General features: G+C 53.4%; 21 protein-coding genes and 4 tRNA genes. 12 read left to right on the plus strand and 13 right to left on the minus strand.

Annotation, left to right across the window (positions count from 1 at the left end):
- Position 1 precedes the first annotated feature (1 nt).
- Together AC2FC2_RS15050 and AC2FC2_RS15055 are read right to left on the minus strand one after the other, a co-directional pair.
- Positions 2-77: transfer RNA gene (locus AC2FC2_RS15050), tRNA-Val, on the minus strand.
- Positions 78-117: 40 nt separating this feature from the next.
- Positions 118-193: transfer RNA gene (locus AC2FC2_RS15055), tRNA-Val, on the minus strand.
- Between the two features lie 292 nt (positions 194-485).
- On the opposite strand from AC2FC2_RS15055, the gene gltX reads away from it, so the two are divergent.
- A complete protein-coding gene (gene gltX / locus AC2FC2_RS15060) occupies positions 486-1,901 on the plus strand; it encodes a glutamate--tRNA ligase (RefSeq protein ID WP_209638724.1) in 1,416 nt (471 codons plus the stop codon).
- Between the two features lie 68 nt (positions 1,902-1,969).
- Here gltX and AC2FC2_RS15065 read toward each other — a convergent pair whose 3' ends face one another.
- On the minus strand, positions 1,970-2,755 hold the full coding sequence (locus tag AC2FC2_RS15065) for a formate/nitrite transporter family protein (protein ID WP_404759183.1): 786 nt from the start codon (positions 2,753-2,755) through the stop codon (positions 1,970-1,972).
- Between the two features lie 307 nt (positions 2,756-3,062).
- Between AC2FC2_RS15065 and AC2FC2_RS15070 the strand changes: the two genes are divergently transcribed.
- Positions 3,063-3,138, plus strand: a tRNA-Ala gene (locus AC2FC2_RS15070).
- Between the two features lie 60 nt (positions 3,139-3,198).
- Positions 3,199-3,274 (plus strand) — tRNA-Ala (locus AC2FC2_RS15075).
- A 117-nt stretch (positions 3,275-3,391) separates the two neighbouring features.
- Here the strand turns inward: AC2FC2_RS15075 and AC2FC2_RS15080 are convergent.
- The gene (locus tag AC2FC2_RS15080; RefSeq protein WP_037423734.1) at positions 3,392-4,579 is read right to left on the minus strand and encodes a NupC/NupG family nucleoside CNT transporter; all 1,188 of its coding nucleotides are present in this window, start codon (positions 4,577-4,579) and stop codon (positions 3,392-3,394) included.
- Between the two features lie 378 nt (positions 4,580-4,957).
- Here AC2FC2_RS15080 and AC2FC2_RS15085 point away from each other — a divergent pair, with 378 nt between their 5' ends.
- Complete coding sequence (locus AC2FC2_RS15085) at positions 4,958-6,190, plus strand: Nramp family divalent metal transporter (RefSeq protein ID WP_209638728.1); 1,233 nt, start codon at positions 4,958-4,960, stop codon at positions 6,188-6,190.
- 164 nt (positions 6,191-6,354) lie between these two features.
- On the opposite strand, the gene AC2FC2_RS15090 is transcribed toward AC2FC2_RS15085, so the two are convergent.
- A complete protein-coding gene (locus AC2FC2_RS15090; RefSeq protein WP_490659467.1) occupies positions 6,355-6,765 on the minus strand; it encodes a DUF2502 domain-containing protein in 411 nt (136 codons plus the stop codon).
- A gap of 230 nt (positions 6,766-6,995) precedes the next feature.
- Positions 6,996-7,985, minus strand: a complete 990-nt coding sequence (gene mgrA, locus AC2FC2_RS15095; RefSeq protein ID WP_265555535.1) for an L-glyceraldehyde 3-phosphate reductase — start codon at positions 7,983-7,985, stop codon at positions 6,996-6,998.
- Between the two features lie 241 nt (positions 7,986-8,226).
- On the opposite strand from mgrA, the gene AC2FC2_RS15100 reads away from it, so the two are divergent.
- Positions 8,227-9,888 carry an alpha-keto acid decarboxylase family protein gene (locus AC2FC2_RS15100; RefSeq protein WP_490659468.1) on the plus strand — a complete coding sequence of 554 codons (1,662 nt, stop codon included), beginning with the start codon at positions 8,227-8,229 and terminating at the stop codon, positions 9,886-9,888.
- Here the strand turns inward: AC2FC2_RS15100 and AC2FC2_RS15105 are convergent.
- Positions 9,864-10,754, minus strand: a complete 891-nt coding sequence (locus AC2FC2_RS15105) for a LysR family transcriptional regulator (RefSeq protein ID WP_209638735.1) — start codon at positions 10,752-10,754, stop codon at positions 9,864-9,866. The genes AC2FC2_RS15100 and AC2FC2_RS15105 overlap by 25 nt on opposite strands.
- 157 nt (positions 10,755-10,911) lie before the next feature.
- Between AC2FC2_RS15105 and AC2FC2_RS15110 the strand changes: the two genes are divergently transcribed.
- The gene (locus tag AC2FC2_RS15110) at positions 10,912-11,364 is read left to right on the plus strand and encodes a multidrug/biocide efflux PACE transporter (protein WP_209638737.1); all 453 of its coding nucleotides are present in this window, start codon (positions 10,912-10,914) and stop codon (positions 11,362-11,364) included.
- 68 nt (positions 11,365-11,432) lie between these two features.
- Complete coding sequence (locus AC2FC2_RS15115) at positions 11,433-12,125, plus strand: aspartate/glutamate racemase family protein (protein ID WP_209638739.1); 693 nt, start codon at positions 11,433-11,435, stop codon at positions 12,123-12,125.
- On the opposite strand, the gene AC2FC2_RS15120 is transcribed toward AC2FC2_RS15115, so the two are convergent.
- Positions 12,122-13,369 (minus strand): ion channel protein, encoded by a 1,248-nt coding sequence (locus AC2FC2_RS15120; protein WP_490659469.1) that lies wholly within the window; start codon positions 13,367-13,369, stop codon positions 12,122-12,124. The genes AC2FC2_RS15115 and AC2FC2_RS15120 overlap by 4 nt on opposite strands.
- A 340-nt stretch (positions 13,370-13,709) precedes the next feature.
- On the opposite strand from AC2FC2_RS15120, the gene glk reads away from it, so the two are divergent.
- The gene (gene glk / locus AC2FC2_RS15125; protein WP_265555751.1) at positions 13,710-14,675 is read left to right on the plus strand and encodes a glucokinase; all 966 of its coding nucleotides are present in this window, start codon (positions 13,710-13,712) and stop codon (positions 14,673-14,675) included.
- A gap of 64 nt (positions 14,676-14,739) precedes the next feature.
- Here the strand turns inward: glk and AC2FC2_RS15130 are convergent, their stop codons facing one another.
- The gene (locus tag AC2FC2_RS15130) at positions 14,740-15,966 is read right to left on the minus strand and encodes an L-lactate MFS transporter (protein ID WP_265555544.1); all 1,227 of its coding nucleotides are present in this window, start codon (positions 15,964-15,966) and stop codon (positions 14,740-14,742) included.
- A gap of 397 nt (positions 15,967-16,363) precedes the next feature.
- Between AC2FC2_RS15130 and AC2FC2_RS15135 the strand changes: the two genes are divergently transcribed.
- Positions 16,364-16,696: a DUF2502 domain-containing protein gene (locus AC2FC2_RS15135; protein ID WP_209638745.1), complete on the plus strand. Its 333-nt coding sequence runs from the start codon at positions 16,364-16,366 to the stop codon at positions 16,694-16,696.
- 10 nt (positions 16,697-16,706) lie between these two features.
- On the opposite strand, the gene AC2FC2_RS15140 is transcribed toward AC2FC2_RS15135, so the two are convergent.
- The 3 genes from AC2FC2_RS15140 to AC2FC2_RS15150 form a co-directional block, all read right to left on the minus strand.
- Positions 16,707-17,441, minus strand: coding sequence for a LytR/AlgR family response regulator transcription factor (locus AC2FC2_RS15140; RefSeq protein ID WP_209638747.1), 735 nt, complete (start codon positions 17,439-17,441; stop codon positions 16,707-16,709).
- Entirely contained in the window at positions 17,438-19,129 is a 1,692-nt protein-coding gene (locus AC2FC2_RS15145) for a sensor histidine kinase (RefSeq protein WP_245210056.1), read from the minus strand. Before AC2FC2_RS15145 ends, AC2FC2_RS15140 begins: the two co-directional genes overlap by 4 nt.
- Before the next feature lie 110 nt (positions 19,130-19,239).
- Positions 19,240-20,484, minus strand: coding sequence for a DUF1479 domain-containing protein (locus AC2FC2_RS15150; protein ID WP_404759187.1), 1,245 nt, complete (start codon positions 20,482-20,484; stop codon positions 19,240-19,242).
- Between the two features lie 188 nt (positions 20,485-20,672).
- Between AC2FC2_RS15150 and AC2FC2_RS15155 the strand changes: the two genes are divergently transcribed.
- From AC2FC2_RS15155 to AC2FC2_RS15165, 3 genes are all read left to right on the plus strand, one after another.
- Positions 20,673-21,212: a GNAT family N-acetyltransferase gene (locus AC2FC2_RS15155; RefSeq protein WP_265555550.1), complete on the plus strand. Its 540-nt coding sequence runs from the start codon at positions 20,673-20,675 to the stop codon at positions 21,210-21,212.
- Positions 21,213-21,332: 120 nt separating this feature from the next.
- Positions 21,333-22,568, plus strand: coding sequence for an alanine transaminase (alaC, locus tag AC2FC2_RS15160; protein ID WP_404759188.1), 1,236 nt, complete (start codon positions 21,333-21,335; stop codon positions 22,566-22,568).
- Positions 22,569-22,679: 111 nt separating this feature from the next.
- Positions 22,680-23,204, plus strand: a complete 525-nt coding sequence (locus AC2FC2_RS15165) for a cytochrome b (protein ID WP_404759189.1) — start codon at positions 22,680-22,682, stop codon at positions 23,202-23,204.
- A 66-nt stretch (positions 23,205-23,270) separates the two neighbouring features.
- Here AC2FC2_RS15165 and ypdK read toward each other — a convergent pair whose 3' ends face one another.
- On the minus strand, positions 23,271-23,345 hold the full coding sequence (ypdK, locus tag AC2FC2_RS15170; protein ID WP_104410986.1) for a membrane protein YpdK: 75 nt from the start codon (positions 23,343-23,345) through the stop codon (positions 23,271-23,273).
- Positions 23,346-23,833: the final 488 nt, after the last annotated feature.

The raw sequence follows: 23,833 nt of genomic DNA on the forward strand, positions 1-23,833 counted from the left end.
GTGGTGGGTGATGACGGGCTCGAACCGCCGACCCCCTCCGTGTAAAGGAGATGCTCTACCAACTGAGCTAATCACCCTCATTCTTCTCATTTCTTACTGCTTTACTGCTCAACAAGATGGTGGGCGATGACGGGCTCGAACCGCCGACCCCCTCCGTGTAAAGGAGATGCTCTACCAACTGAGCTAATCGCCCCGTCTTGTTGGAGTCGCATTATAGGGATAGTTGAAAGTGAGTCAACGGTTTTTAAAATGATTTCAATCGTTCGCCGCAAATTTAAACAGGATGCGATATTTATAACCGGCAATGATGATTCTTTGCACATTGTTATGCGAAACGCGTTTCAGAGAGAGCGAAATCAGGCGTAGCAATATCGTGTCGGCGTTGAGGAATTAGCGCGTGGTGATACAATGTTGCCCACTTTTTTAAATTCCGAGCAATCGTCGGCAACCGCTGACACGCGTTGCGTAATAAGGCAGTGAACCCAATGAAAATCAAAACCCGTTTTGCACCGAGCCCAACCGGCTATCTTCACGTCGGTGGCGCCCGTACTGCGCTTTATTCCTGGTTATTCACTCGCCATGCGGGCGGTGAGTTCGTTCTGCGTATCGAAGATACCGACCTGGAACGTTCAACCCAGGATGCGATCGACGCAATTATGGATGGCATGAACTGGTTAAACCTGGATTGGAACGAAGGCCCGTACTTCCAGACCAAGCGTTTTGATCGCTATAACGCGGTAATTGACGACATGCTGGTGCAGGGTACCGCCTATAAATGCTATTGCTCGAAGGAACGTCTGGAAGCGCTGCGTGAAAAGCAAATGGAAAACGGCGAAAAACCGCGTTACGACGGTCACTGCCGGGACAGCCAGTGCAGCCATACAGATGACGAGCCACACGTGGTACGTTTCCGTAACCCGCAGGAAGGTTCGGTCATCTTTGATGACAAGATCCGTGGCCCGATCGAATTCAGCAACCAAGAACTGGATGATCTGATCATCCGTCGTACCGACGGTTCACCGACCTACAACTTCTGCGTAGTTGTAGACGACTGGGATATGGAAATCAGCCACGTGATCCGCGGTGAAGACCACATCAACAACACCCCGCGCCAGATCAACATTCTGAAAGCGCTGGGCGCACCGGTACCCGAATACGCGCACGTTTCGATGATCCTGGGCGACGACGGCAAAAAACTGTCTAAACGTCATGGGGCAGTAGGTGTGATGCAGTATCGTGACGACGGCTATCTGCCGCAGGCGCTGCTGAACTACCTGGTACGTTTGGGCTGGTCCCATGGCGACCAGGAAATCTTCTCTATTGATGAGATGAAAGAGTATTTCACTCTGGAAGCGATCAACAAATCTGCCAGTGCCTTCAATACAGAGAAGCTGCAGTGGCTGAACCACCATTACATTAACCATATGCCGGCTGAAGAAGTGGCGGTGTACCTGGCGTGGCACGTGGAACAACAGGGTATCGAAACCCGTAATGGCCCTGAGCTGAAAGACATCGTTAAGCTGTTGGGCGAGCGTTGTAAAACCCTGAAGGAAATGGCGGAGTCTTGCCGTTACTTCTACGAAGACTTCAGTGAGTTCGATGCTGACGCTGCCAAAAAACACCTGCGTCCGGTTGCACGCCAGCCGCTGGAGGCCGTACGTGCCAAATTGGCGGCTATCACTACCTGGACGCCAGAAAACGTGCATGACGCCATTCAGGGCACGGCTGATGAGCTGGGTGTCGGTATGGGCAAGGTCGGTATGCCGCTGCGCGTAGCGGTCACGGGTGCCGGCCAGTCACCGGGTATGGATGTTACCGTACATGCTATTGGTCAGGCACGTTCTCTGCAGCGTATTGATCTGGCGCTGGCTTACATCGCCGGACGTGAAGCCCAGGCCTGATCGTTTCTGAGCCTGTAAATAAAAAAGCCCCGTGGAGTTATCCCGGGGCTTTTTTTTATCTGCGCCGATCAGGCCTGTTCGCTGGCAGGAACGGCGGGGCGGTAAGCGAGGAAGTACATCAAACCGACGAAGCCTGCACCTCCCAATGCGTTACCGAGGAATACGGCGGTGAAGTTGGGCAGATATTGGCCCCAGCTCATGCCACCGGCAAAGATAGCGGCCGGGATTATAAACATGTTTGCCACCACGTGTTGAAAACCAATAGCCACAAAAGCCATCACCGGGAACCACATGCCAATCACTTTGCCCGGCACGTCTTTGCTGGCAAAGGCTAACCATACTGCCAAACACACCAGCCAATTGCAGCCGACGCCGGAAATGAATGCGTGCAGGAAATCGGCATCGACCTTGGCTTGTGCGATGGACAGGGTTTTGTGCAGGAATGCGCCCTCTGTCAGGCCAAGCAGGTGGCCAAAGAAATAGGCGACAGCCACGCTGCCGACGAAGTTGGCCAGCGTGACCCAGAACCAGTTGCGCAAAATGGCGAAAAACGAAATCTGGCGAGCAAACCAGGCTATCGGTAATGTCATCATATTACCGGTCAGTAACTCACCACCGGCAAGAAGGGTCAGGATCAGCCCGATCGGGAAGACAGCGGCGCCAAGCAATGCGCCGAAGGAGCCCCATTCGGCCGGTAAGGTGCCGATAACGTGGATGTCCAGCAGGAAGCCGGTCGCGATAAAGGCCCCGGCGAGAAAGCCCAGAATGAGCAGGTTGGCGAGTGACGCCTGGCTTTTGTTTACGCCTGCCTGAATGGCTAGCGCAGCGATTTCTTTTGGTGAATGCAACGACATAACTGACTCGGTTTATAGTTGTGGAATTTACGACGGGGGCAGTCTATGCCTGTGGGGCGGGTGACTCAAGCCTAAATCGCTAACATTCCGTTAATTAAAAATCAACACATTGGATAAGGTTTTTTGGTTTTTGTGATGCGGCGCTTGCTGCGGCTGATTTTTACCCATAAACGCGATTTTTTAGCGTGAAACGCGCTGATTTGGCGGCTTTTTCAGCGCTTGGCTGAGTAATTCAATTTAGCCGTTGACAGTGTTTCAGGGGTTTCATATTATGCGCCCCGTTCACAGGATTTTGTGATTGTGGATTGGGGCTATAGCTCAGCTGGGAGAGCGCTTGCATGGCATGCAAGAGGTCGACGGTTCGATCCCGTCTAGCTCCACCAACCTTTATCTCAGAAAGGTTGGGGAATACCGTAACGCCGGTTAAAGCGTACCACTTTTGTGGGGCTATAGCTCAGCTGGGAGAGCGCTTGCATGGCATGCAAGAGGTCGACGGTTCGATCCCGTCTAGCTCCACCACCATTTGAAAAGCCGACCTTAGGGTCGGCTTTTTGCTTTCTGTCTTTCCTGCCTGATGTTGAATCCCAGACAATAAAAAAGGCCGCCGAAGCGACCTTTGTGTCATAGGGTTTTGGCTTAGCCCAGAACCAGGCCTGCGATGGATGCAGACAGGATGCTGACCAGTGTAGAACCATAAACCAGCTTCAGACCGAAGCGAGACACCACGTTGCCCTGATGCTCATTCAGCCCTTTAATCGCACCGGCAACGATACCGATGGAAGAGAAGTTGGCGAAGGACACCAGGAACACGGACAGAATACCCATGCTGCGTGGTGACAGTTCAGCAGAGACTTTCTGCAGTTCCATCATCGCGACGAATTCGTTGGAAACCAGTTTGGTCGCCATGATGCTGCCAACCTGCAACGCTTCGTGCTTAGGAATACCCATAATCCAAGCGAATGGATAGAAGAAGTAGCCCAGAATTTCCTGGAAGCTCAGGCCAAAGATGGCGCTGAACAGGCCGTTGAGCGCGGCGATCAGGGCGATAAAGCCGATCAGCATTGCGGCAACGATAATAGCTACCTTGAAACCAGCCAGGATGTATTCACCCAGCATTTCGAAGAAGCTCTGGCCCTCGTGCAAATTGCCCAGATGCAGTTCTTCTTCTTTACTGGTGTCGTACGGGTTGACCAATGACAGCACAATAAAGGTGCTGAACATGTTCAGAACCAGTGCCGCGACCACGAACTTGGCATCCAGCATGGTCATGTAAGCACCAACGATGGACATGGAAACCGTAGACATCGCGGTTGCCGCCATGGTGTACATGCGTTTTTCTGACATCTTGCCCAGAATATCTTTATAGGCAATGAAGTTCTCAGACTGGCCCAGGATCAATGAGCTAACGGCGTTGAACGATTCCAGCTTGCCCATACCGTTTACTTTTGACAGCACGGTACCAATAATCCGGATGATAAACGGCAGTACTTTAATGTATTGCAGAATACCGATCAGTGCGGAGATGAAGACGATTGGACACAGAACCTTCAGGAAGAAGAAGGCCAGACCTTTATCACCCATGCCACCGAATACAAACTCAGTCCCTTGCCCAGCAAACCCGAGCAGCTTGTCAAACAGCGCTGCGAATCCTTTTACAAAGCCTAAACCCGCTTCCGAATGCAGGAAAAAATAGGCCAGCAGTACTTCAATAACCAACAGTTGAATAACGTAGCGAATGCGGATGCTTTTACGATCGCGGCACACCAAGAGTGCCAGGATCGCGACCACCACTAACGCCAACGCAAAGTGCGCAATATGGGACATGTTTGCTCCAAACTTGAGGCAGGCTGAATTTCGGATGTCATTTTATGTAACGCCACGTTTAAAAACGAGAGCTCTATTGCAAATATGGAAAATCATAGTGGGAAACGTCTTAAAATAGTACGGTAAAGCATAAAAAATCAATAGGTTAATGAATGCATATGAAATTCCTATTCATGCATAAATTTGATTATAAGTCCTTTTATGCTCTGAATTCGGCCCGGAAGAGTGCGGAAAATGTTCACCTCTGGCCGAAACCCTTCGTTAAACCCGTCGTTTTCCTCTATTACAGAGATAAGTATTACCGCTCTAAATGCACTTGATAATTATTATCATTTACATAAGATAACCACAGGCTTATTAGAAGTAAGGGTTCAGAAAATGCTGAACAGTCGTGTGGCTGAAAGTCCCCAGGGCTCATCCAGGAAGATCAAACTTTCTCTGATGGGGCCCGCCTTTATCGCGGCTATCGGCTATATCGATCCTGGCAACTTTGCCACCAATATCCAGTCCGGTGCCTCTTTTGGTTATACCTTGCTCTGGGTGGTGGTGTGGGCCAATGTCATGGCGATGCTGATCCAGCTGTTGTCCGCCAAACTGGGTATTGCTACCGGTAAAAACCTTGCGGAGCATATTCGCGATCGTTTCCCTCGTCCGGCCGTCTGGGCCTATTGGGTGCAGGCAGAAATCATTGCAATGGCAACCGATCTGGCCGAGTTTATCGGTGCGGCGATCGGCTTCAAACTGTTGTTGGGCGTTACGCTGCTGGAGGGCGCGATCCTGACAGGTATTGCCACCTTCCTGATCCTGATGTTGCAAAAACGCGGTGAGAAACCCTTGGAATGGGTGATCGGCAGCCTTCTATTGTTTGTCGCGTTGGCGTACATGGTGGAACTGGTGTTTTCGCAGCCGCAGTTGGGGCCATTATTAAAAGGCATGGCGATACCGGATTTGCCGAACGGCGATGCGGTATTTCTGGCGGCAGGTGTGCTGGGGGCGACCATCATGCCGCATGTTATTTATCTGCATTCATCGTTAACCCAGACCGCAGGGGAAAACTCAAAGGCCGATCGTTACGCGGCCACCAAGGTTGACGTTGCTATTGCCATGACCATTGCTGGGTTTGTAAATCTGGCGATGATGGCTACCGCCGCTGCGGCTTTCCACTTTAATGGCCACAGCGGGATTACCGACCTCGATCAGGCCTATTTGACGCTACAACCCTTGTTGGGCCAGGCGGCGGCAACCATTTTCGGGCTGAGCCTGGTAGCTGCTGGGTTGTCTTCCACCGTAGTGGGAACACTGGCGGGGCAAGTGGTGATGCAAGGTTTTGTTCGCTTTTACATACCGCTGTGGGTACGTCGGGTCGTTACCATGTTGCCGTCGTTTATCGTCATTATGTTGGGGATGGATGCGACGCGCATTCTAGTGTTGAGCCAGGTTTTACTGAGTTTCGGTATTGCATTGGCTCTGGTGCCGCTGCTGTCGTTCACCGGTAATCGTGAGCTGATGGGGGATATGGTGAACAGCCGCACTATACAGGCGACAGGTAAGTTGATTGTGCTGGTGGTGATTGGGCTAAATGGTTATCTGTTGGTGAGCAGTGTTCTTTGAGCGGGCACCCGATAAGGTGTTTTTAGCGAGTGTCACGTTATTTCCGGTCGATAAACGAGCAAGGTACCCTGAAGTTCTTAGGGGCCTTGCTCGACCGAAACGTTGCCCACATTTTGGATAAACATTAACTTACCGGCATTAGGGGATCATGCCGGTTTTTGCCGTTAATCGTCGCGATCGTCATTGCCATGGCGGCGATAATCACGGTCATCATGACGCCGATCTTTCCAATGGTGCTTATCATGATGCTTATAGTAGTGCTTATCGTATTTACGATAGCGACCATCATGATAGTAATAATTTTTGCGCCAGTAGTCGTTGTCGCGCCAGCGATAACCGTCCCAGTAATATCCCCGCCGGCTACGGTCGCCCAGATAGCGGCCTTGGTGGCCTTGCCACCAGTCACGGTCGCGCCAGTCGTAACCGTCCCAATAGCGGCCGCGGTTGTCTTGTTCGCCTATACGTAGTGAAACGCCTGGCATCAAATCGATACTGATGCCTTCAGCCTTTGCCTGCTGTATGGCGGGCACCGTCGATACCACCAAGAGGGCGGCCAATAACAGAGGTTTAAACATGAATACTCCTATCCGCCGCAGCGGTTTGGCCGGTTTTATCGATAATGAAGCGCGTTCATCAGTTTATAAAACAGCCTTATAGTTTTACCTGCAATATTGGCATATTAACCGTTGCGGATAGGGTTGAATCTTAGAGGGATTCTGAAAAGCGGGGTGGGGCGAACGATTTAAGATTTGTCTGTCGTCGTGGGGTTATCGCCGGGAGGTATTCCGGCGATAACTGTAAGCGATTACATTAGAATCTGTTCAATTTGGGCGATTTCATCTTCGCTGAAGGTGCGGTTGTTCAGCATGCCAACGGCGTCTTCAATCTGGCTGGTTTTACTGGCACCAATCAGCACTGAGGTAACGCGATCGCCACGCAATACCCAGGCCAATGCCATCTGCGACAGCTTCTGCCCCCGTTGTTGTGCCAGCGCATTGAGTCTGCGGACTTTCTCTAGCTTTTCCTCTGTCAGCTGACCGGGTTGAAGGAACTGGCTGCTGCTGGCGGCGCGCGAGTCTTGCGGGATGCCATGCAGGTAGCGATCGGTTAACAGGCCACCTGCCAGCGGTGAAAAGGCAATGGAACCCACGCCGTGCTCTTCCAGCGTATCCAATAATTCGGGTTCAACCCAACGCTCGAACAGAGAGTATTTGGGCTGGTGGATGACACAGGGCGTGCCCAGCTTTTGCAGAATGCCGAACGCCTGGCGCGCACGGTCGGCGGGGTAGTTGGACAACCCGATATAGAGCGCCTTGCCCTGACGTACCAGCAGATCCAGCGCGGCCATGGTTTCTTCCAGTGGTGTATCTGGATCAGGGCGATGGTGGTAGAAAATGTCGACGTATTCCAGGCCCATGCGCCGCAGGCTTTGATCCAGACTGGCAACCAGGTACTTTTTCGATCCCCAGTCGCCATAAGGGCCCGGCCACATGGTGTAACCGGCTTTTGAGGAGACGATCAGTTCATCACGCCAGGGCTTCAAATCCGCGTTAAGAATGCGGCCGAAGTTTTCCTCGGCGGAGCCGGGAGGCGGGCCATAATTGTTTGCCAAATCAAAGTGCGTGATGCCGTGATCGAACGCGCAGTGGATCAGTTTACGCGCATTGTCATACAGCGTCGTGTCACCAAAGTTGTGCCATAAGCCCAGTGAGATTGCCGGGAGTTTTAGACCACTGCGTCCGCAGCGGCGGTATTCCATACTTTGATAGCGTGAAGAATCAGCCTGATAAAGCATACAAACCCTTTTCAGCAGAGATGAAATGAATTTTAGTGTATGCGTTTTCACTGTCTTTGTCAGAGCGCTTGATCACGCTTGGCGGGTGACGACTCACCCCGTTGATGGGGAATTTATCATAAATGCCAAAGGGGGGATGTAACGCAAGGTTGCCAATTGCCTTTTAAGCGCAAAGTTCGAAATTTGTGCAATTTCTTCGATACTTAGTAGTAGAAATTACAACCATTGGTAGGTGATGATCATGAGTAAAAACTATACGGTGGCTGATTATCTACTCGATCGTTTAGCTCAGATTGGTATCCGACATTTCTTCGGTGTGCCTGGGGATTACAATCTGCAGTTTCTCGATCACGTTATCGCTCACCCGCAGATCACCTGGGTGGGATGTGCCAATGAACTTAACGCTGCCTATGCAGCAGATGGTTATGCGCGTTGCAAACCGGCGGCGGCCTTGTTGACCACTTTTGGCGTCGGTGAACTCAGTGCGGTCAACGGCATTGCGGGCAGCTATGCAGAATATTTGCCGGTGATCCATGTCGTTGGTGCCCCGGCGCTACGCGCGCAGCGTGCTGGGGATTTACTGCACCATTCGCTGGGGGATGGGGATTTTGGTCATTTTGCCCGGATGGCGAGAGAAGTGACAGTGGCGCAGGCCAGCCTCACTGCCGACAACGCAGAAGCAGAGATCGATCGCCTGCTGACCACCGCGCTGTTTGAGCATCGCCCTGTCTACCTGTTGCTGCCGAGTGAGGTGGCAGAAGCGCCGTTGGCGTCCCGACCTACACCGCTTATGTTGCGGCAGGCAAATCTTTCACAGGCATCACTGCAGGCATTTGTCGCGGCCGCACGTGAGATGTTGCTTCCTGCACGACGGGTTTCTTTGCTGGCCGATTTTTTGGCGGAACGTTTTGGTGCTGAAAGGGGGTTGGAACAGTGGATGGCGGAGGTCGACATGCCGCATTCAACGATGCTGATGGGAAAGAGCGTGTTGGACGAATCGCATGCCTGCTTTACGGGTACCTATGCTGGGGCAGCCAGCGATCCGCAGGTGAAACAGCTGATTGAGAATGCAGACGTGGTGATAACCGTCGGCGTGCGTTTCACCGATACCATTACGGCTGGTTTCACCCATCATTTGCCTGTGGAGAAACGCATTGATGTTCAGCCATTTGAAACACGCGTAGGGCATCAGGTATTCAGCCAGATCCCGATGCATGATGCGATCAGCGCCCTACACCAATTAACGTTGTCGCTGGCAACACAGTGGCAATTACCGGCCATCGAGCGCCCAACTTTGCCGGACCCCACGGGGACAGGGTTGGATCAACATGGCTTTTGGCAGCAGATTCAGGACTTTTTACGGCCAAACGATATCCTGATCGTCGAACAGGGTACCGCCTGTTTTGGCGCTGCGGGGCTTAGCCTGCCTCAGGGATGCAGGTTTATCGTCCAGTCGCTGTGGGGGTCTATCGGTTATACCCTGCCGGCGGCGTTCGGCGCACAAACGGCGGAGCCAGATCGGCGGGTGGTGCTGTTGATCGGCGACGGTTCGGCGCAGCTTACGGCGCAAGAACTGGGATCGATGTTGCGTGACGGGCTAAAACCGGTGATCTTCCTGCTGAATAATGACGGTTATACCGTTGAACGGGCAATCCACGGCCCGCAGCAGCGTTATAACGATATCGCTCAGTGGAACTGGACACTGCTGCCGCAGGCATTGGCGGGTGAGCATCCGGTGAAAACGCTGCGAGTCACCGAACCGGAACAGCTACGCCAGGCTTTAAAAGCGTTAGCGGACAGCCAGCAACTGGCTTTTGTTGAAGTGGTGCTGCCGAAGATGGATATCCCCGAATTACTGGACACCATCTCGCGCGCGATTCAGTCACGTAACGTGGCGGCCTGATCTTGATCGCTTTCCAGTAGCCGCTCCAACATCCAATACCCCGCCGGCCCCGGCGGGGTCAGCTTTGACCACACCGCATCCACCGATATCAGCTTGGGCCAGCCGCGCGGGCGTAACTCGGTCAGTTTGTTGTGGCCATATTGCTTAACCAGCCAGTGTGGCAGTACCGCCCAACCGAACCCTTGCTCTGCCATTTCCAGCAACAGCAGGTAGCTGGGTGCAGACCATACCAAACCGCCAGAGCGGGGGGGAACAGCCCCGGTATAGGTGTTCAAAATAAGTTGACGCGTACTGGACAGTTGTTCAGGCGTTGGGGTGACAGTCTGCGCCAATGGGTGCGTATGCGCGATGAACAACCCCATTTCCGTCTGCTCCGGCAGCCGTGCAAAACCAATGTCAGGTGGGTAACTGGCCTGTACTTCAACCATGCCAATGTGCGCGCGACCGCTTTGTAGCAGATCTAGCACGTCGCCTTCTTCGGCGATCATCCACTCCAGCTCGATATCCTGATAGCGTTGCTCGAAAAGTTGCATCAGTCGGTCATGGTGCTTCGGCTGATAGGTGTCGGAGAACACCAGGCTGAGGCGCGGCTCGATGTTGTCCGCCAACCGAATGCTCAGTGCGTCCAATCGCTCGCTGGCGGCGAGGATTTCCTGCACGTGACCCAAGACTTTGTGCCCGGCAGCGGTCAAGACCGGTTGCCGGGCCTGGCGATCGAACAGGATTAACCCGAGATCGGCTTCCAGGTTGGCGATGGCCGTGCTGACCGTTGACTGGCTTTTGCGCAGTTTGCGGGCGGCGGCAGAGAAGGAACCGAGGGCGGCCGCTTCGACAAACGCCTGTAAGGCTTCGGGGGAATAACGCATGATGTATCTACTTTATCGATGGAACCTATCTTTAATCTAATCAAAAATACGATAATAATCACCTGGTTTTCGTCAGGGGCGAATAAGTTCGTTCCTGGTCATAGGGGCGCGGATTACAGCGCCCTTACCAATGAATAGGGTAAAAAATAGGTGATGTATGCAACTGCAAAACAAGTCTTTCATTGAACGTATCGTCCATGCCGTCGGGTTTGAAGCCATCGCAGTGATGATCTGTGCCCCATTGGGTGCGTGGTTGCTTAACCGTTCGATGGTGCAGGTCGGTGCGTTGGCGGTGATGTTGTCCACCGTCGCTATGGTGTGGAATATGGTTTATAACACCCTTTTTGACCGTTTGTGGCCTGTGGGCCGTGTGGTACGTAACCTTAAAGTGCGGGTGTTTCATGCCCTGGGCTTTGAGGCGGGATTCGTGTTGATCGGTGTACCTATCGCCGCCTGGATGTTAAGTATTTCTTTACTGCAGGCGTTTATGCTGGAGATCGGTTTCTTCCTGTTCTTCCTGCCGTACACCATGCTTTATAACTGGGTCTACGATACGCTGCGCCAGCGTTGGTTTGATGCGCGTCAACCCGCCAACTCTTCCGCTAAATAAGGCGTCGTCATCGCTGTCATTCTCAGGTAATGTCGAGCAGTGACCGCAATATGACTGAGGAGAAAACGATGAAAGTATTGGGCCTGCTGGGGGGAATGAGTTGGGAATCGACCATTCCCTATTACCGCATGATCAATGAGCAGGTGAAAGACCGGCTTGGGGGTCTGCATTCGGCCAAAATCGTTCTCTACAGTGTTGATTTCCACGAGGTGGAACGCCTGCAGCATCAGGGCGATTGGGACGGCGCGGGGCGCTTGTTAGCCTCGGCGGCGGCCTCACTACGTGCCGCGGGTGCGCAGGCCATCGTCATTTGCACCAACACGATGCACAAGGTGGCGGATGCGGTTGAACAGGCAAGCGGATTACCGCTCATTCACATCGCCGACGCAACGGCGCTGCAGGTACGGCAACAGGATATTCGCCGTGTCGGGCTGCTCGGTACGCGCTTTACTATGGAGCAGGCGTTTTATCGCGGGCGGCTGCAGGAAAAGTTTGGCATAGAAGTCGTGACCCCGGTGGCGGCCGATCGTGACATTGTGCACCGCATTATTTATGAAGAATTGTGCCTGGGGAAAATCCGCGATACGTCACGCGACGAATATCGCCGTATTATCGGTGACCTGGAACAGCAGGGGGCGCAAGGCATTATTTTCGGCTGCACCGAGATTGGTTTGCTGGTTGGCGCGCAGGATGCGTCAGTGCCGGTATTTGACACGACCGCCATCCATGCGCGCGCTGCGGCGGAATACGCGCTGGCCTAATCGTCGTGGGGCGGTTGGCGTCTCCCCACCAACATCAGGGGTTTGCCCGCCAGTACCAGCCATGCGGGCAACATCACGACGCATAACACTGGCAGCAGGTGCAATTCTGGCACGACGGCAACGGCCATAAACAGGCTAAGCCAACCATCACGCGTTACCACCAGCACTAACCCCATAATGGCGCAGGATACGGTAATGGCAGCCGGTACCGCCGGGACGTGCTGATGCAGCATCAGGCCCAACGCCACCCCGATAAAGACCGCAGGGAAAATACGTCCGCCGCGAAAACCGCTGGCGGCAGCAATCACCAGTGCTGCCAGTTTGGTCAGTGTAATCAGCAACAGCTCCGTGACGGAGAAACTTTCGCCAATCGCCAGCCGTTTCATTTCATCAAGCCCTTTAAACAGGGTGATATCACCGCCGATCAACGCCAGCAATCCCAGTACAAAGCCACCTAGCCCCAACATCAGCACCGGATTTTTAATGGAGTGGAATAGGCGATGGGCATGAGGAAAGCTCCATACGGCCACCATGCCCAGTGCGACGGCGATGAGGGCGACGATCGAGCCACTGAAAATATCCGTCAGCCGGGTAGCGGCATAAGCATCGATCTGCAGTGCAAAGTTTGGGGTGAAAAAGAGCTGCGTGGTGACGGCACCGGCCGCCGCCGCCATCAACGGCGCAAACAGCCTGTCCCACAGCGGTACATCATTATTGCCCGCCAGGGTTTGGGAGAAGATCAAGGCTGCCGCGACTGGGGTACCAAACAGTGCGCCGATGGTGCCGGCCGCAGCCAGAATAATCCAGTCCATTCGTGGGACCTTGGGTAGCAGACGCGAGCCCATGGCCACGACAAGCGCAATATTGATGGCGGTGATCGGATTTTCCGGCCCCAGACTGACGCCGCCCACCAGGCCAACGATCAGTGCCAGCGCAAGACCCGGCAGTGCCGAAAGCGGCAGTGGCATGCCAATCAGCGATTCAGTGGCCGGATCAGGCCCCGCATGGCCAGGCATGTAGCGGATAATCAGCCCAACGGCGACGCCGGTCAGCGTCAGAATGCCGATCAGCCACCAGGGCGAATGGGTATCGATATTCATCGCCGCAGGAATATTCACCCAGAGCAGCCGCTGCAATGCATCGGCGAATTTCATCACCAGAATGAGGACCAGGCTTGAGGCCGAACCGATAACGAGAGCGGGCAGAGCGAAAGCCAACATGGCATTGGCGCGCGGGTGCAGCATGCAGGGATCCCTTATCAATGGCCCTGGATGGCAGGCCGAACGGGTGATGGTTGTGGCCACAGCTTGCCAGACAATCGGCACGCAGGCACGCAAAGATATTTCTGGCCGGGCGTAAAGGCCGCAGCCGGTTAATAGTGCCTTTCTGTCATGACGGTTAACAGTGACCGTGGCCCGTTTTTTGCCGCAATTTGTTTCAAATGGGGTTGGAAAGGGTTGGCTGAACCGTTTTTTGTGATCAAGATCGCTAATGGATGGCCGCGCAGAGGATGGTGATTGTTGTTTTTGCAGTGGGATTTTACAGTGTGGGCAGCTTTCTATTATTCATTTTGCGGAGAAGATACTGATGACTTATGCCCTCGTAGGTGATGTAGGCGGCACCAATGCCCGCCTTGCGTTGTGCACTGTGGCGACGGGTGAAATTACCCAGGCGAAAACCTATTCCGGCCTGGAGTTCGACAGCCTGGAAGCCGTGATCCGCCAATATTTAAAAGAGCAGAATATCCAGGTTCAGGATGCCTGTATTGCGATTGCCTGTCCTGTCACTGAAGACTGGGTGGCCATGACCAATCATACCTGGGCATTCTCAATCAAAGAGATGAAGGCCAATCTGGGGCTGAGTCATCTGGAAGTGATCAATGACTTTACCGCCGTGTCGATGGCGATCCCGATGTTGTCGCAAGACGACGTATTGCAGTTTGGCGGTAGCAGTGCGCAGAAAGATAAACCGATCGCGGTATATGGTGCCGGTACCGGGTTAGGGGTCGCGCATCTGGTGCATGTTGACCGTCGCTGGGTGAGCTTGCCGGGCGAGGGGGGGCACGTTGATTTCGCACCGAACAGTGAAGAAGAAGATATCATTCTGCAAGTGTTACGCGCTGAAGTTGGGCATGTCTCCGCAGAACGTGTGCTATCTGGGCCAGGATTGGTCAATCTCTACCGCGCTATCGTCAAGTCAGATAAGCGTCTGCCAGAAAAACTGGAGCCGAAGGACATTACCGAACGCGCCTTGGCTGATAGCTGCATTGACTGCCGCCGTGCCCTGTCGTTGTTCTGCGTGATCATGGGCCGCTTTGGCGGCAACCTGGCGCTGAATTTGGGCACCTTTGGCGGTGTTTATATTGCCGGTGGTATCGTGCCGCGCTTTATGGCGTTCTTCAAAGCCTCCGGTTTCCGTGCGGCGTTCGAGGATAAAGGGCGTTTCAAGGATTACGTACAGGATATCCCAGTATTTATGATCACCCATGGGCAACCCGGTTTACTGGGTGCTGGCGCTCACTTGCGCCAGACGCTGGGTATGCATTTGTAACCGAAAGCCGTGATAAAAAAAGGGGCGCAACCCGTGGGTTGCGCCCCTTTTGTCATTCAAGGGATTAGGCTTTGACCAGATCCGCCTGTGGGAAGTCTTCTTCTTCCTGCGCCACCGCTTTTGGTGCCTTGATGAACAGGGTGATAGCCAGAGAAACAACAGACAGTACGCCAATCACCATAAAGGTCGCGTGGAAGCCGCCGAAGTATTTGGCGACAAACGAACCGGCCAGTGCGCCCAAACCGAAACCTTGGTAGATGATGCCGTAGTTTTTGCTGTGGTTTTTCAGGCCGAAGAAGTCACCGACAATCGCTGGGAATACGGTAATGTTGCCACCAAAGCAGAAGGCGACGGCGCCGACGCAGATGAAGAACAGCGTGTGGTTCAGGGTAAGGAAGCTCAGCGCCACAATCGCCAGCACGGTAACCAGCATGGTGAAGCTAATGACGCGCATACGGCCCACTTTATCTGACAGCGTACCCAGAATGATGCGCCCTGCGGTGTTGAAGATAGCAACGGCGGACACGGTATTGGCGGCGGTCGCTAAATCCATCCCTGCAAGTTGAACGCCCATGTCTTTCACGATACCAATCAGGTACAGGCCACTCATGCAGGCCGCGAAGAAAATGGTGAACAGCAGGTAGGCTTCTTTGGTCGCCAACATCTGACGTACGCTGAAGTCATTGCCCAAACTGCCTGCGCTTTGATGTGCAGATTTGCTCACCAGCACCGGTTCTTTCAGCAGCAGGGAACCCAGTACAATCAGCGCCATCACAATGGCACCCCAGTAGAAGAAAGCGGACGAGACGCCGATGTCGGCAATCAGCGCGGCGTTAACGTATTTGAACAACAGGCTACCGCTGCCGAAAGCACCCACAGAGATGCCGGAGATCAGCCCTTTGTTGGCTGGGAACCATTTGATCAGGTTAGACAGGGTGGAGATATAAGCAATACCGACCGCAAAGCCGACCACTACGCCGGCCAGCAGATAAATCATGTCCAGTGAGCTGACGTAAGCGCTGGCAATCAGACCCAGGCCAACCAAAATACCCGAACACAGTGTCAGGTTGCGGATACCGAAACGCTCTTGCAGCTTACCGGCAAACAGCGTGGCGAAAGCCAGGAAGAAACTGGTGATGGAGAAGGTGGTTGCGACGTCGCCGAGGCCCCAGTGAAACTTGTCGACCAACGGCTGGTTGAACAGGCTCCAGGTGTAGATAGTGCCGAGGCCCATCTGACAGATGATGGTACCCAGAACGATTAAGCTGCGATTTGCCGGTTTGGTGTTCATGGCCGGGCTCCTTCCTGTGTGTGCATTGCCGGGCGTTAGCCGTTGGCTGAAATTTGCGGGCGGTGTCGTGAACCCCGCGGTATGGGCATATTATATGGCTGGTAGTACCACACGACGGCGGATCGGGAATGAGTTGCACAGGGGAAGGAATGAAATGCATCTGGCGGTGCATGAGTTGCCGTTTTAGGGGCTAAAACGGGATGAAATGCACCTGATGCCACGTGATCTACATCAAGAATGTTAGCGATTTATCGCGCATCTCCCCATTACGATTGTGTTCGAATTGTGAAGGATGTGTGTGAATGGCGTAAATGGGCATTGTTCCTATAGAGCGGGGCTTGGCGCAGATCTATGTTATCTGTGAACGGACGGGTTCCGCTCTGCAGGAGTCGTTGAAATGAAGAAAATAGTGTTGTTATTGGCCGCATTGCTGTCACTGCCGTTGGTGAGCCATGCGGACGTCTCCATCGGCGTGAATGTGCCAGGTTTGTCATTGCACATTGGCGATCGTGATAACCGTGGCCATTATTGGGACGGTTACCGCTGGCGCGATCCTCGCTGGTGGTCTGAACATCGGGTTTATGAACGCCCGCGCGGTTATTATTATGGCCCGCCGCCACGGGTGATTTATTACGGCCCGCCACGGCGTGAATGGCGCGATCGACCGCATTACCGTATGCCACCGCCACCCCCTCCGGGCTATTACTATGCTCCTGGGCCGCGCTGGTAATCGCTGGCGATCATAACCGCATGAGTTTGCGAAACTCTTTGACCTTGCTGCGGCTGACCGGCACTTCGAAATCCAGGTCGCTCAGCCGCAGAATATAGGTATTGTTGAACCAAGGCACAATTTCGCGAATCTTCGACAGATTGACGCAATAAGAGCGGTGGCAACGGAAGAAATGTTCTTCAGGCAGGCGGCCGTAAAACTCGGTGAGGTTCATCGGCATCACAAACTCTTCGCGCCGGGTGTAGACCCGCGTCACTTTTTCATCGGCAGCGGCATAATAGATGTCGTTAATGTCGGTAACGATAATCCGTTCGTCTTTGATTAAATTAATGCTGTTCTTGTTGCGGCTTGGTGCGCTGGCTTGTTCCGGCAGGGCCGCGGGGCGGTTATGCAACGCTTCGAGCTTTTGCAACATGGTGACGATACGCGCTTCATGATAAGGCTTGAGGATGTAATCAAACGCTTCTATCTCGAAGGCTTCTACCGCGTGCTCTTTATAGGCGGTGATAAATACGATCGAAGGGCGGTGGGCAAACTTACTGATGTTTTGCGCCAGCAGAACCCCATCCAACGACGGGATGTTGATGTCGAGGAAAATTGCATCGACCTGATGGTTTTGCAGGTATTTCAACACATCCAATCCATCCTCGAAGGTGGCTTCGATGACAATATTGCTGTGTTTTTTGATCAGGTAGCTGAGTTCTTCCTGGGCGAGGAACTCGTCTTCAACAATGATGGCTTTCATGATGGCTCCCCGGCCGGCAGTCCGCCGTTTTCCACCTGCAGTTTGCCGCCATTTTTGCTGATGTAAAAGGCAATTTCAGTGCCGGGTTCCAGGCGGCGGATACGCAGCCCCTCACCGTACAGCAAAGAGACCCGATGATGTACGTTCAGTAAGCCAATATTGTGCCCCGGCATTTCGTTGCGGGCGACGCGGTCGATGACCTTCTGATCGATACCGTGCCCCGTGTCTTTGACCGAAATTTTAACCCTGTCGCCCTGATCTTTCACGGCAATCACCACGACACCTTTGCCTTTACAGGGTTGGATGCCGTGTACAATGGCATTCTCCACCAATGGCTGGATCAGCAGGCTGGGAATACGCACCGAAATATCGTCATCGATGTCATAAATCACCGTCAATTTGGCGCCAAACCGCGCTTGTTCGATCGCGATATAGTCTTGGATCTGATGCAGTTCCTTACGGATGTCGATCAGTTCGTCGTTCAGTTCCAGGTTATAACGCAGGTAGCGTGACAGATTGATAATCAACTGCCGCGCGGTGTCTGGATTGAGGCGGATTGAAGAGGAAATGGCGTTCAGCGCATTAAACAGAAAGTGCGGGTTAATCTTGCTCTGCAGGGCGCGCATTTCCGCTTTATCCGCCATCTGGCGTAGATGTTCAATACGCGATACCTCCATCTGGGTCGAGATAATCTGCGACAGGCCAACGGCCATGACTTTCAGCGTATTGGTGATTTGGTGGGCATGGCAGTAGTAAATTTTCAGCGCGCCAGTCACTTCACCTTTTTCCCACAGCGGGATCACCAGCTGCGAGTGGATTTGCGGCGTAGCGGGGTTCTCCAGGTTGTTTTTGATGATGATCTTGCCGTGTCGGATACTTTCCCGCGTCACTCGGCTCAACCCTTCACGGCCCATCGGATAAGCTTCTTCGCCCACGCCAACGTAAGCCAACACCTGGTGAGTATCGGTGATGGCTACCGCATCGGCCTGAATATCATGGCGGATGATGTCGCAGATGGTCGCCAGCGATTCGCTGTTTATATTGCGGAAATAGGGCAGGGTTTTGCGGGCAATGTCCAACGCCAGCTTGGCCTGGCGGGCGGCGATCACTTCTTTTTCGTCTTCAACGCTTTGCACCAGCAGCACGATAAGGCCGATACACACCGTGCCAAGGATCATCGGTAGCGCAATTTTGGAAACGATATCCAGCCCTAACTCGGTCGGCTTAGCCCACAGCACAATCAACAGCATGGTCAGGCATTCGCACAACATGCCGCCGAGGATCCCGGCGCGCCAACGCTGCTCCTTTTTTACCTTCAGATTGATATAACCGGCGCTGATACCGGCAATAATGCTGGTGATCAGGCAAGGAATGGAGGTAATGCCGTCGATATCGATCAGGTAGCGGTGCACCCCGGCGATGATGCCGGTGATGACCCCCACCCAAGGCCCGAACAAAATGCCGCCAGCCATAATGGCAATCACCCGCACGTTGACCAGCGAGCCTTCAACATTGACACCGGAGTAAGTACTGAACAGCGCAAACAGCGAGAAAATGGCGGTAACCATGCCCAGCTCAAGCGGCGTATGGTCCTCTTTTTGCAGCAATTGGCGGAACAGCCGGGTGCGGGTGAGGAAGAACAGGCAAATTAGCATCAACGCGGCGCGGTCAAACACCGCTAGCAGCATTTCAAAAAAAGGGTGCACGACAGGCTCTCGTTGCGGTGGGAATAGGGAGGGAAGTATATCACAGCCTAGTGACCCCGTGGCGGCCGAGCGGCGCACCACGGGGGGGAACGTTACTTGATGCCTAACTGTTCCTTGCCGAGCGGCGTCAGTAAATCGACGGTGGCACGGCCAATGAAATCCACTTCGAAATCATCTGGCGCAAAATCCGGCGGTGTTCTGCCCGAGATAAAACTGGGCAGCTGGCGTTGCAGGTAGGCATCGTTTTTCTCGCAACCTGGCGCGGCGGCGATGTACATCACGTTGCTGTCGAACTCGCCGTTATGTTCGTTTTCTACCGCATGGATGACGTCGCAATGCCAAAAAACGGTGTCGCCGGGCTCTAAATCAGGAATAGGGGAAATCCCACTTAATAAAAGGGGATGCCATTTTTCCGAGATTGACAGTGCGCGGCCAGGCGCGGCATCGCACAGATCGTCATCGGCGACGTCATCTTGCAGCGCACGCAGCAGCACATAGGCCATGGCGTTGGCGATGGGGACCAGATTCAGTGTGCCTGCGTTGGTTCGCTGTGGCGTCAATGCCGTCCATCCCTGAAAGGTACGGAACATCGAACACACAGCCGGAGAGGCGATCTCACGCACTTCAGTACGGCCATCGGCGGCGAACGGGTCATACGATTGCCAATTGCCGGAGAACACGTGACGATAGACATAGCGGAAGTTCTCATCCAGCCAACGCTCAATGGTGCCGCTGTCTACGTGCGGCGACAGGCCCAGCGATGAAGAGTTTGGCGGACGGCGACGAGTACGATCGGCATAGGTCGTGACGCGCGTTGGATCAAAATGTTGTCTACCGTTGCTTTCGGTTTCCCACAGGCTGTTGAGGAATACTTGTACCGCGTGCATGCGTGCGTCCTGGCGCGCTTCTACCTGCGGTTTTGACCAGTAAATACCGTAAATCTGCGGCTTGCTGGCAGCGAGTTTGCCGAAATAGTTGTCTTCGGCCGCGCCTTTCAAGCGTTCGACGAAATTGTTGCGATCGAGGTAGTGACCGATTTCACGGTTCCAGGCCGCGGCTTTGTCACGGGGAAATACGCCACGGATAGCGCACGCGCCACGCTGTTTAATCAGTTTTTTTTGCTGTTCGCTGACGCGTTGTTGCAGGATATCTTCGGCATCGATTTGCGGAACCGGGTTCTCACCCGCCGCCAATTCCTGGCGGATTTTCTCGACTTGCTGGCGGATATTGTCCTCCAGCGCCAGGAAAGTCTCTCGGTAATTTGGTAATGCTTGCCGCAGTTGCTGTTTGACGCTTTTAATCGCGCTTGGAATATCGTCAATGCGTAAAGAAGCCATGGTGTTCTCCTCTCGCTGCCAGCAGGCAACGACGAACGGTTGTAGGGGAGCGGGTAAGGCGTTATGGTTTTGTTGTTTTAACGTTAATGATTATCTGGATTTAATAGGGGAAAATAAAGGGATATCTTTCATTCGTAACTTCCTCATTTTCGTTTTTCGGAGGTTTATGTTTTTAGGAGATAGAAACAATGAAACTGGTCACTGAACGTTTGATCCTGGAGTCAATCACTGCCGACGATTGGCCGCTGTTCCTGCGTCTGTATCAGGATCCAGAGGTGATTCGTTATATTGCCGACCCGCTCAGTGAAGCAGAAATTCGCACGCGTTTTGAGGCCCGACTCCCCGCCTGGGACAAATATGGGGAGCAGTGGCTGTGCCTGGTGATGAGAGAAAAGGCCAGTGAAGACGCGGTTGGTATGACCGGTTTTCGCCCACAATGGCACCCCTACCGGCAGGCAGAAGTGGGATATGGCAGCCTGCCGCTCGCGCAGGGTAAGGGTTATGGCAAGGAATCTCTGCGGGCAGTGCTGGATTTTGCTTTTAACGCCTGCGATTTTCATAAGCTGACAGCCACGGTGACCGAGGGCAATATTGCCTCGCGCCGACTGCTGGAATCCTGTGGCTTTCTGTTGGAGGGCACGTTGCGCGATAACTACCAGTTGGCGGGGCAATGGCGCGATGACTGGCAGTTCGGGTTATTGGTGTCGGAGTTTAGGGGCGTCAAATAAAAATGTTGTGCCGGGTATCGACAAGCCTGCCAAGGCTGAGATATGTTCAATATCCGGTCAATCTTAGGTTGGCCAGCGTCGCTCGGATGGTCCGGGCGCTAACGTCTCTTCGAGGTATCTATGGCTGATAATAGTCCGCAACGCCGTTTCACGCGTATTGAACGTCTCCCCCCTTATGTATTTAACATCACCGCCGAACTGAAGATGGCCGCACGCCGTCGCGGCGAGGATATTATCGATTTCAGCATGGGCAACCCCGACGGGCCAACGCCGCCGCACATTGTGGAAAAACTCTGCACCGTTGCACAACGTGACGACACCCACGGTTATTCCACCTCGCGCGGCATCCCGCGTTTACGCCGTGCTATTTCACGCTGGTACGCCGATCGCTACCAGGTGGAGATCGACCCCGAAAGCGAAGCCATTGTCACCATAGGGTCAAAAGAAGGGCTGGCGCACCTGATGTTGGCGACGCTCGATCACGGCGACACCGTGCTGGTACCAAATCCAAGCTACCCGATCCACATTTACGGTGCGGTGATTGCCGGTGCCCAGGTGCGTTCGGTACCGCTGGTGGACGGTGTGGATTTCTTTGGTGAGCTGGAGCGTGCCATACGCGAAACCATTCCGCGCCCGAAAATGATGATCCTCGGCTTCCCATCGAATCCGACGGCGCAATGCGTAGAGCTGGACTTTTTTGAGCGCGTAGTTGCGCTGGCTAAACAATACAATGTACTGGTGATCCACGATCTGGCCTATGCCGACATCGTGTATGACGGCTGGAAAGCGCCATCCATTATGCAGGTTCCTGGTGCCAAGGACATTGCGGTGGAGTTTTTCACGCTGTCGAAAAGCTACAATATGGCAGGCTGGCGAATTGGTTTCATGGTCGGTAATCCTGAGCTGGTCAACGCGCTGGCGCGTATCAAGAGTTATCATGACTATGGCACCTTCACCCCCTTACAGGTAGCGGCTATTGCGGCACTGGAAGGCGATCAGCAATGCGTGTTGGATATTGCAGAGCAATATCGTCAACGCCGTAATGTGCTGGTAAAAGGGCTGCATGAAGCGGGCTGGATGGTGGAGAACCCGAAAGCCTCAATGTACGTTTGGGCAAAAATCCCAGAGCCTTATGCGCACCTTGGTTCACTGGAGTTTGCCAAGCGTCTGCTGGCGGAAGCCAAGGTCTGCGTATCGCCAGGCATCGGTTTTGGTGACTACGGTGATACCCACGTGCGTTTCGCGCTGATCGAAAACCAGGACCGTATCCGCCAGGCCGTGCGCGGTATCAAAGCCATGTTCCGGGCTGACGGGCTGATTAAGCCAGCCAAAAGTAGCCCGACGGCAACCAAATAATTCCTCTAGGCCGGTGCATTCGCTCCGGCCTTTTTTCTTTCTGCTAAGGTTTTCTTCATCATTTACCCACTATCCTTCAATAAGATTTTCTTTATTTATCAGGACGAGTGTATGGGCAAACGTTACGCGAAATCACAGATTGTTTTGCACTGGCTGACGTTATTGATGGTGATCCTCACTTACTCAGCCATGCTGCTGAAAGATTCGGTACCGGATGATATGGCGTCACTGGTCAAAAATCTGCATTTTAACTTTGGCCTGATGGTCTTCTTGTTGATGTTCATCCGGCTTGGATTGCGTCGGCGTTATGCCACACCGCCGACCACGCCACCCCTTGAGGAATGGCAGGAGTGGGGGGCCAAGATTTTCCACGTGCTGCTTTATGTGCTATTCCTGGCCTTACCGGTGCTGGGTGTTCTGACGCTGGCTTATGGGGGTAAAGAGTGGGTGTTGCTGGGCTGGCAAGTTCCGCAAGTCGTCACACCGAATCCGGTGCTGCGTAGCGTGATTAAAAGCACGCACGAAACGCTCGCCAATACCGGCTATTTTATTATTGGCGCACATACGCTGGCGGCGCTATACCACCATTATCTGCGCAAGGATGACACCTTGCGCCGCATGATGCCGGGAAAATAGCCGCGTGCAGAAACAACAAAGGGGCGCTTATGCGCCCCTTTATCTATGTTCCTGGTCATGCCTTGGTTATGCAACCATCAGCATAAAGGTGCCAATCCATGTAACCAACATGAATGAAACGCCCATAACAAAATATTTCACTGAACAACTCCCTTTTGGAGTCCCTCGCAAGCCAATGATCCCGATTGTTGTGCTGAGTATTTTGTGGATACTTTGTGGCGATTAGGCGGATCCTTCAACATGAAGAACAACGTCCTTGGCCACAGATTATCCGGTTGTCGTGTTTCAACGTCCGTGAGGTAAAACATGAACCACGACAGGATCGGGGCTAATGTACTCCCAATATGAGCATGATTACAATACTGTGTTTTTGATCACACTTTTTGACGGTTTATTAACCAATGGTTACTGTTTTGAAACGATTTTTATTTACCTTTTTTATCAGGTAAAAGAAGGGAATAGCCCGTTGAAACGGGCTTTATGATTATGTTTGCTGTGATGTTATGAAAAGGGATCAGGCGACGGCGTTTGCGCCCGTCAACAAGATGACCCAGAAGACAAGGCACGACAGCAGAATAACGGTCCAAATATTACGGCGACTCCACTCCATTTTTAGCCTTCACTTTTGC

This window comes from Serratia sp. CoH_122_TC_1 (assembly GCF_058191755.1).

What these genes read in the sequence shown, in the direction of transcription:
- gltX (WP_209638724.1), top strand. Translation starts at nt 486, where the DNA reads ATGAAAATCAAAACCCGTTTTGCACCGAGCCCAACCGGCTATCTTCAC.
- AC2FC2_RS15065 (WP_404759183.1), bottom strand. Translation starts at nt 2,755, where the DNA reads ATGTCGTTGCATTCACCAAAAGAAATCGCTGCGCTAGCCATTCAGGCA.
- AC2FC2_RS15080 (WP_037423734.1), bottom strand. Translation starts at nt 4,579, where the DNA reads ATGTCCCATATTGCGCACTTTGCGTTGGCGTTAGTGGTGGTCGCGATC.
- AC2FC2_RS15085 (WP_209638728.1), top strand. Translation starts at nt 4,958, where the DNA reads ATGCTGAACAGTCGTGTGGCTGAAAGTCCCCAGGGCTCATCCAGGAAG.
- AC2FC2_RS15090 (WP_490659467.1), bottom strand. Translation starts at nt 6,765, where the DNA reads ATGTTTAAACCTCTGTTATTGGCCGCCCTCTTGGTGGTATCGACGGTG.
- mgrA (WP_265555535.1), bottom strand. Translation starts at nt 7,985, where the DNA reads ATGCTTTATCAGGCTGATTCTTCACGCTATCAAAGTATGGAATACCGC.
- AC2FC2_RS15100 (WP_490659468.1), top strand. Translation starts at nt 8,227, where the DNA reads ATGAGTAAAAACTATACGGTGGCTGATTATCTACTCGATCGTTTAGCT.
- AC2FC2_RS15105 (WP_209638735.1), bottom strand. Translation starts at nt 10,754, where the DNA reads ATGCGTTATTCCCCCGAAGCCTTACAGGCGTTTGTCGAAGCGGCCGCC.
- AC2FC2_RS15110 (WP_209638737.1), top strand. Translation starts at nt 10,912, where the DNA reads ATGCAACTGCAAAACAAGTCTTTCATTGAACGTATCGTCCATGCCGTC.
- AC2FC2_RS15115 (WP_209638739.1), top strand. Translation starts at nt 11,433, where the DNA reads ATGAAAGTATTGGGCCTGCTGGGGGGAATGAGTTGGGAATCGACCATT.
- AC2FC2_RS15120 (WP_490659469.1), bottom strand. Translation starts at nt 13,369, where the DNA reads ATGCTGCACCCGCGCGCCAATGCCATGTTGGCTTTCGCTCTGCCCGCT.
- AC2FC2_RS15130 (WP_265555544.1), bottom strand. Translation starts at nt 15,966, where the DNA reads ATGAACACCAAACCGGCAAATCGCAGCTTAATCGTTCTGGGTACCATC.
- AC2FC2_RS15135 (WP_209638745.1), top strand. Translation starts at nt 16,364, where the DNA reads ATGAAGAAAATAGTGTTGTTATTGGCCGCATTGCTGTCACTGCCGTTG.
- AC2FC2_RS15140 (WP_209638747.1), bottom strand. Translation starts at nt 17,441, where the DNA reads ATGAAAGCCATCATTGTTGAAGACGAGTTCCTCGCCCAGGAAGAACTC.
- AC2FC2_RS15145 (WP_245210056.1), bottom strand. Translation starts at nt 19,129, where the DNA reads ATGCTGCTAGCGGTGTTTGACCGCGCCGCGTTGATGCTAATTTGCCTG.
- AC2FC2_RS15150 (WP_404759187.1), bottom strand. Translation starts at nt 20,484, where the DNA reads ATGGCTTCTTTACGCATTGACGATATTCCAAGCGCGATTAAAAGCGTC.
- AC2FC2_RS15155 (WP_265555550.1), top strand. Translation starts at nt 20,673, where the DNA reads ATGAAACTGGTCACTGAACGTTTGATCCTGGAGTCAATCACTGCCGAC.
- alaC (WP_404759188.1), top strand. Translation starts at nt 21,333, where the DNA reads ATGGCTGATAATAGTCCGCAACGCCGTTTCACGCGTATTGAACGTCTC.
- AC2FC2_RS15165 (WP_404759189.1), top strand. Translation starts at nt 22,680, where the DNA reads ATGGGCAAACGTTACGCGAAATCACAGATTGTTTTGCACTGGCTGACG.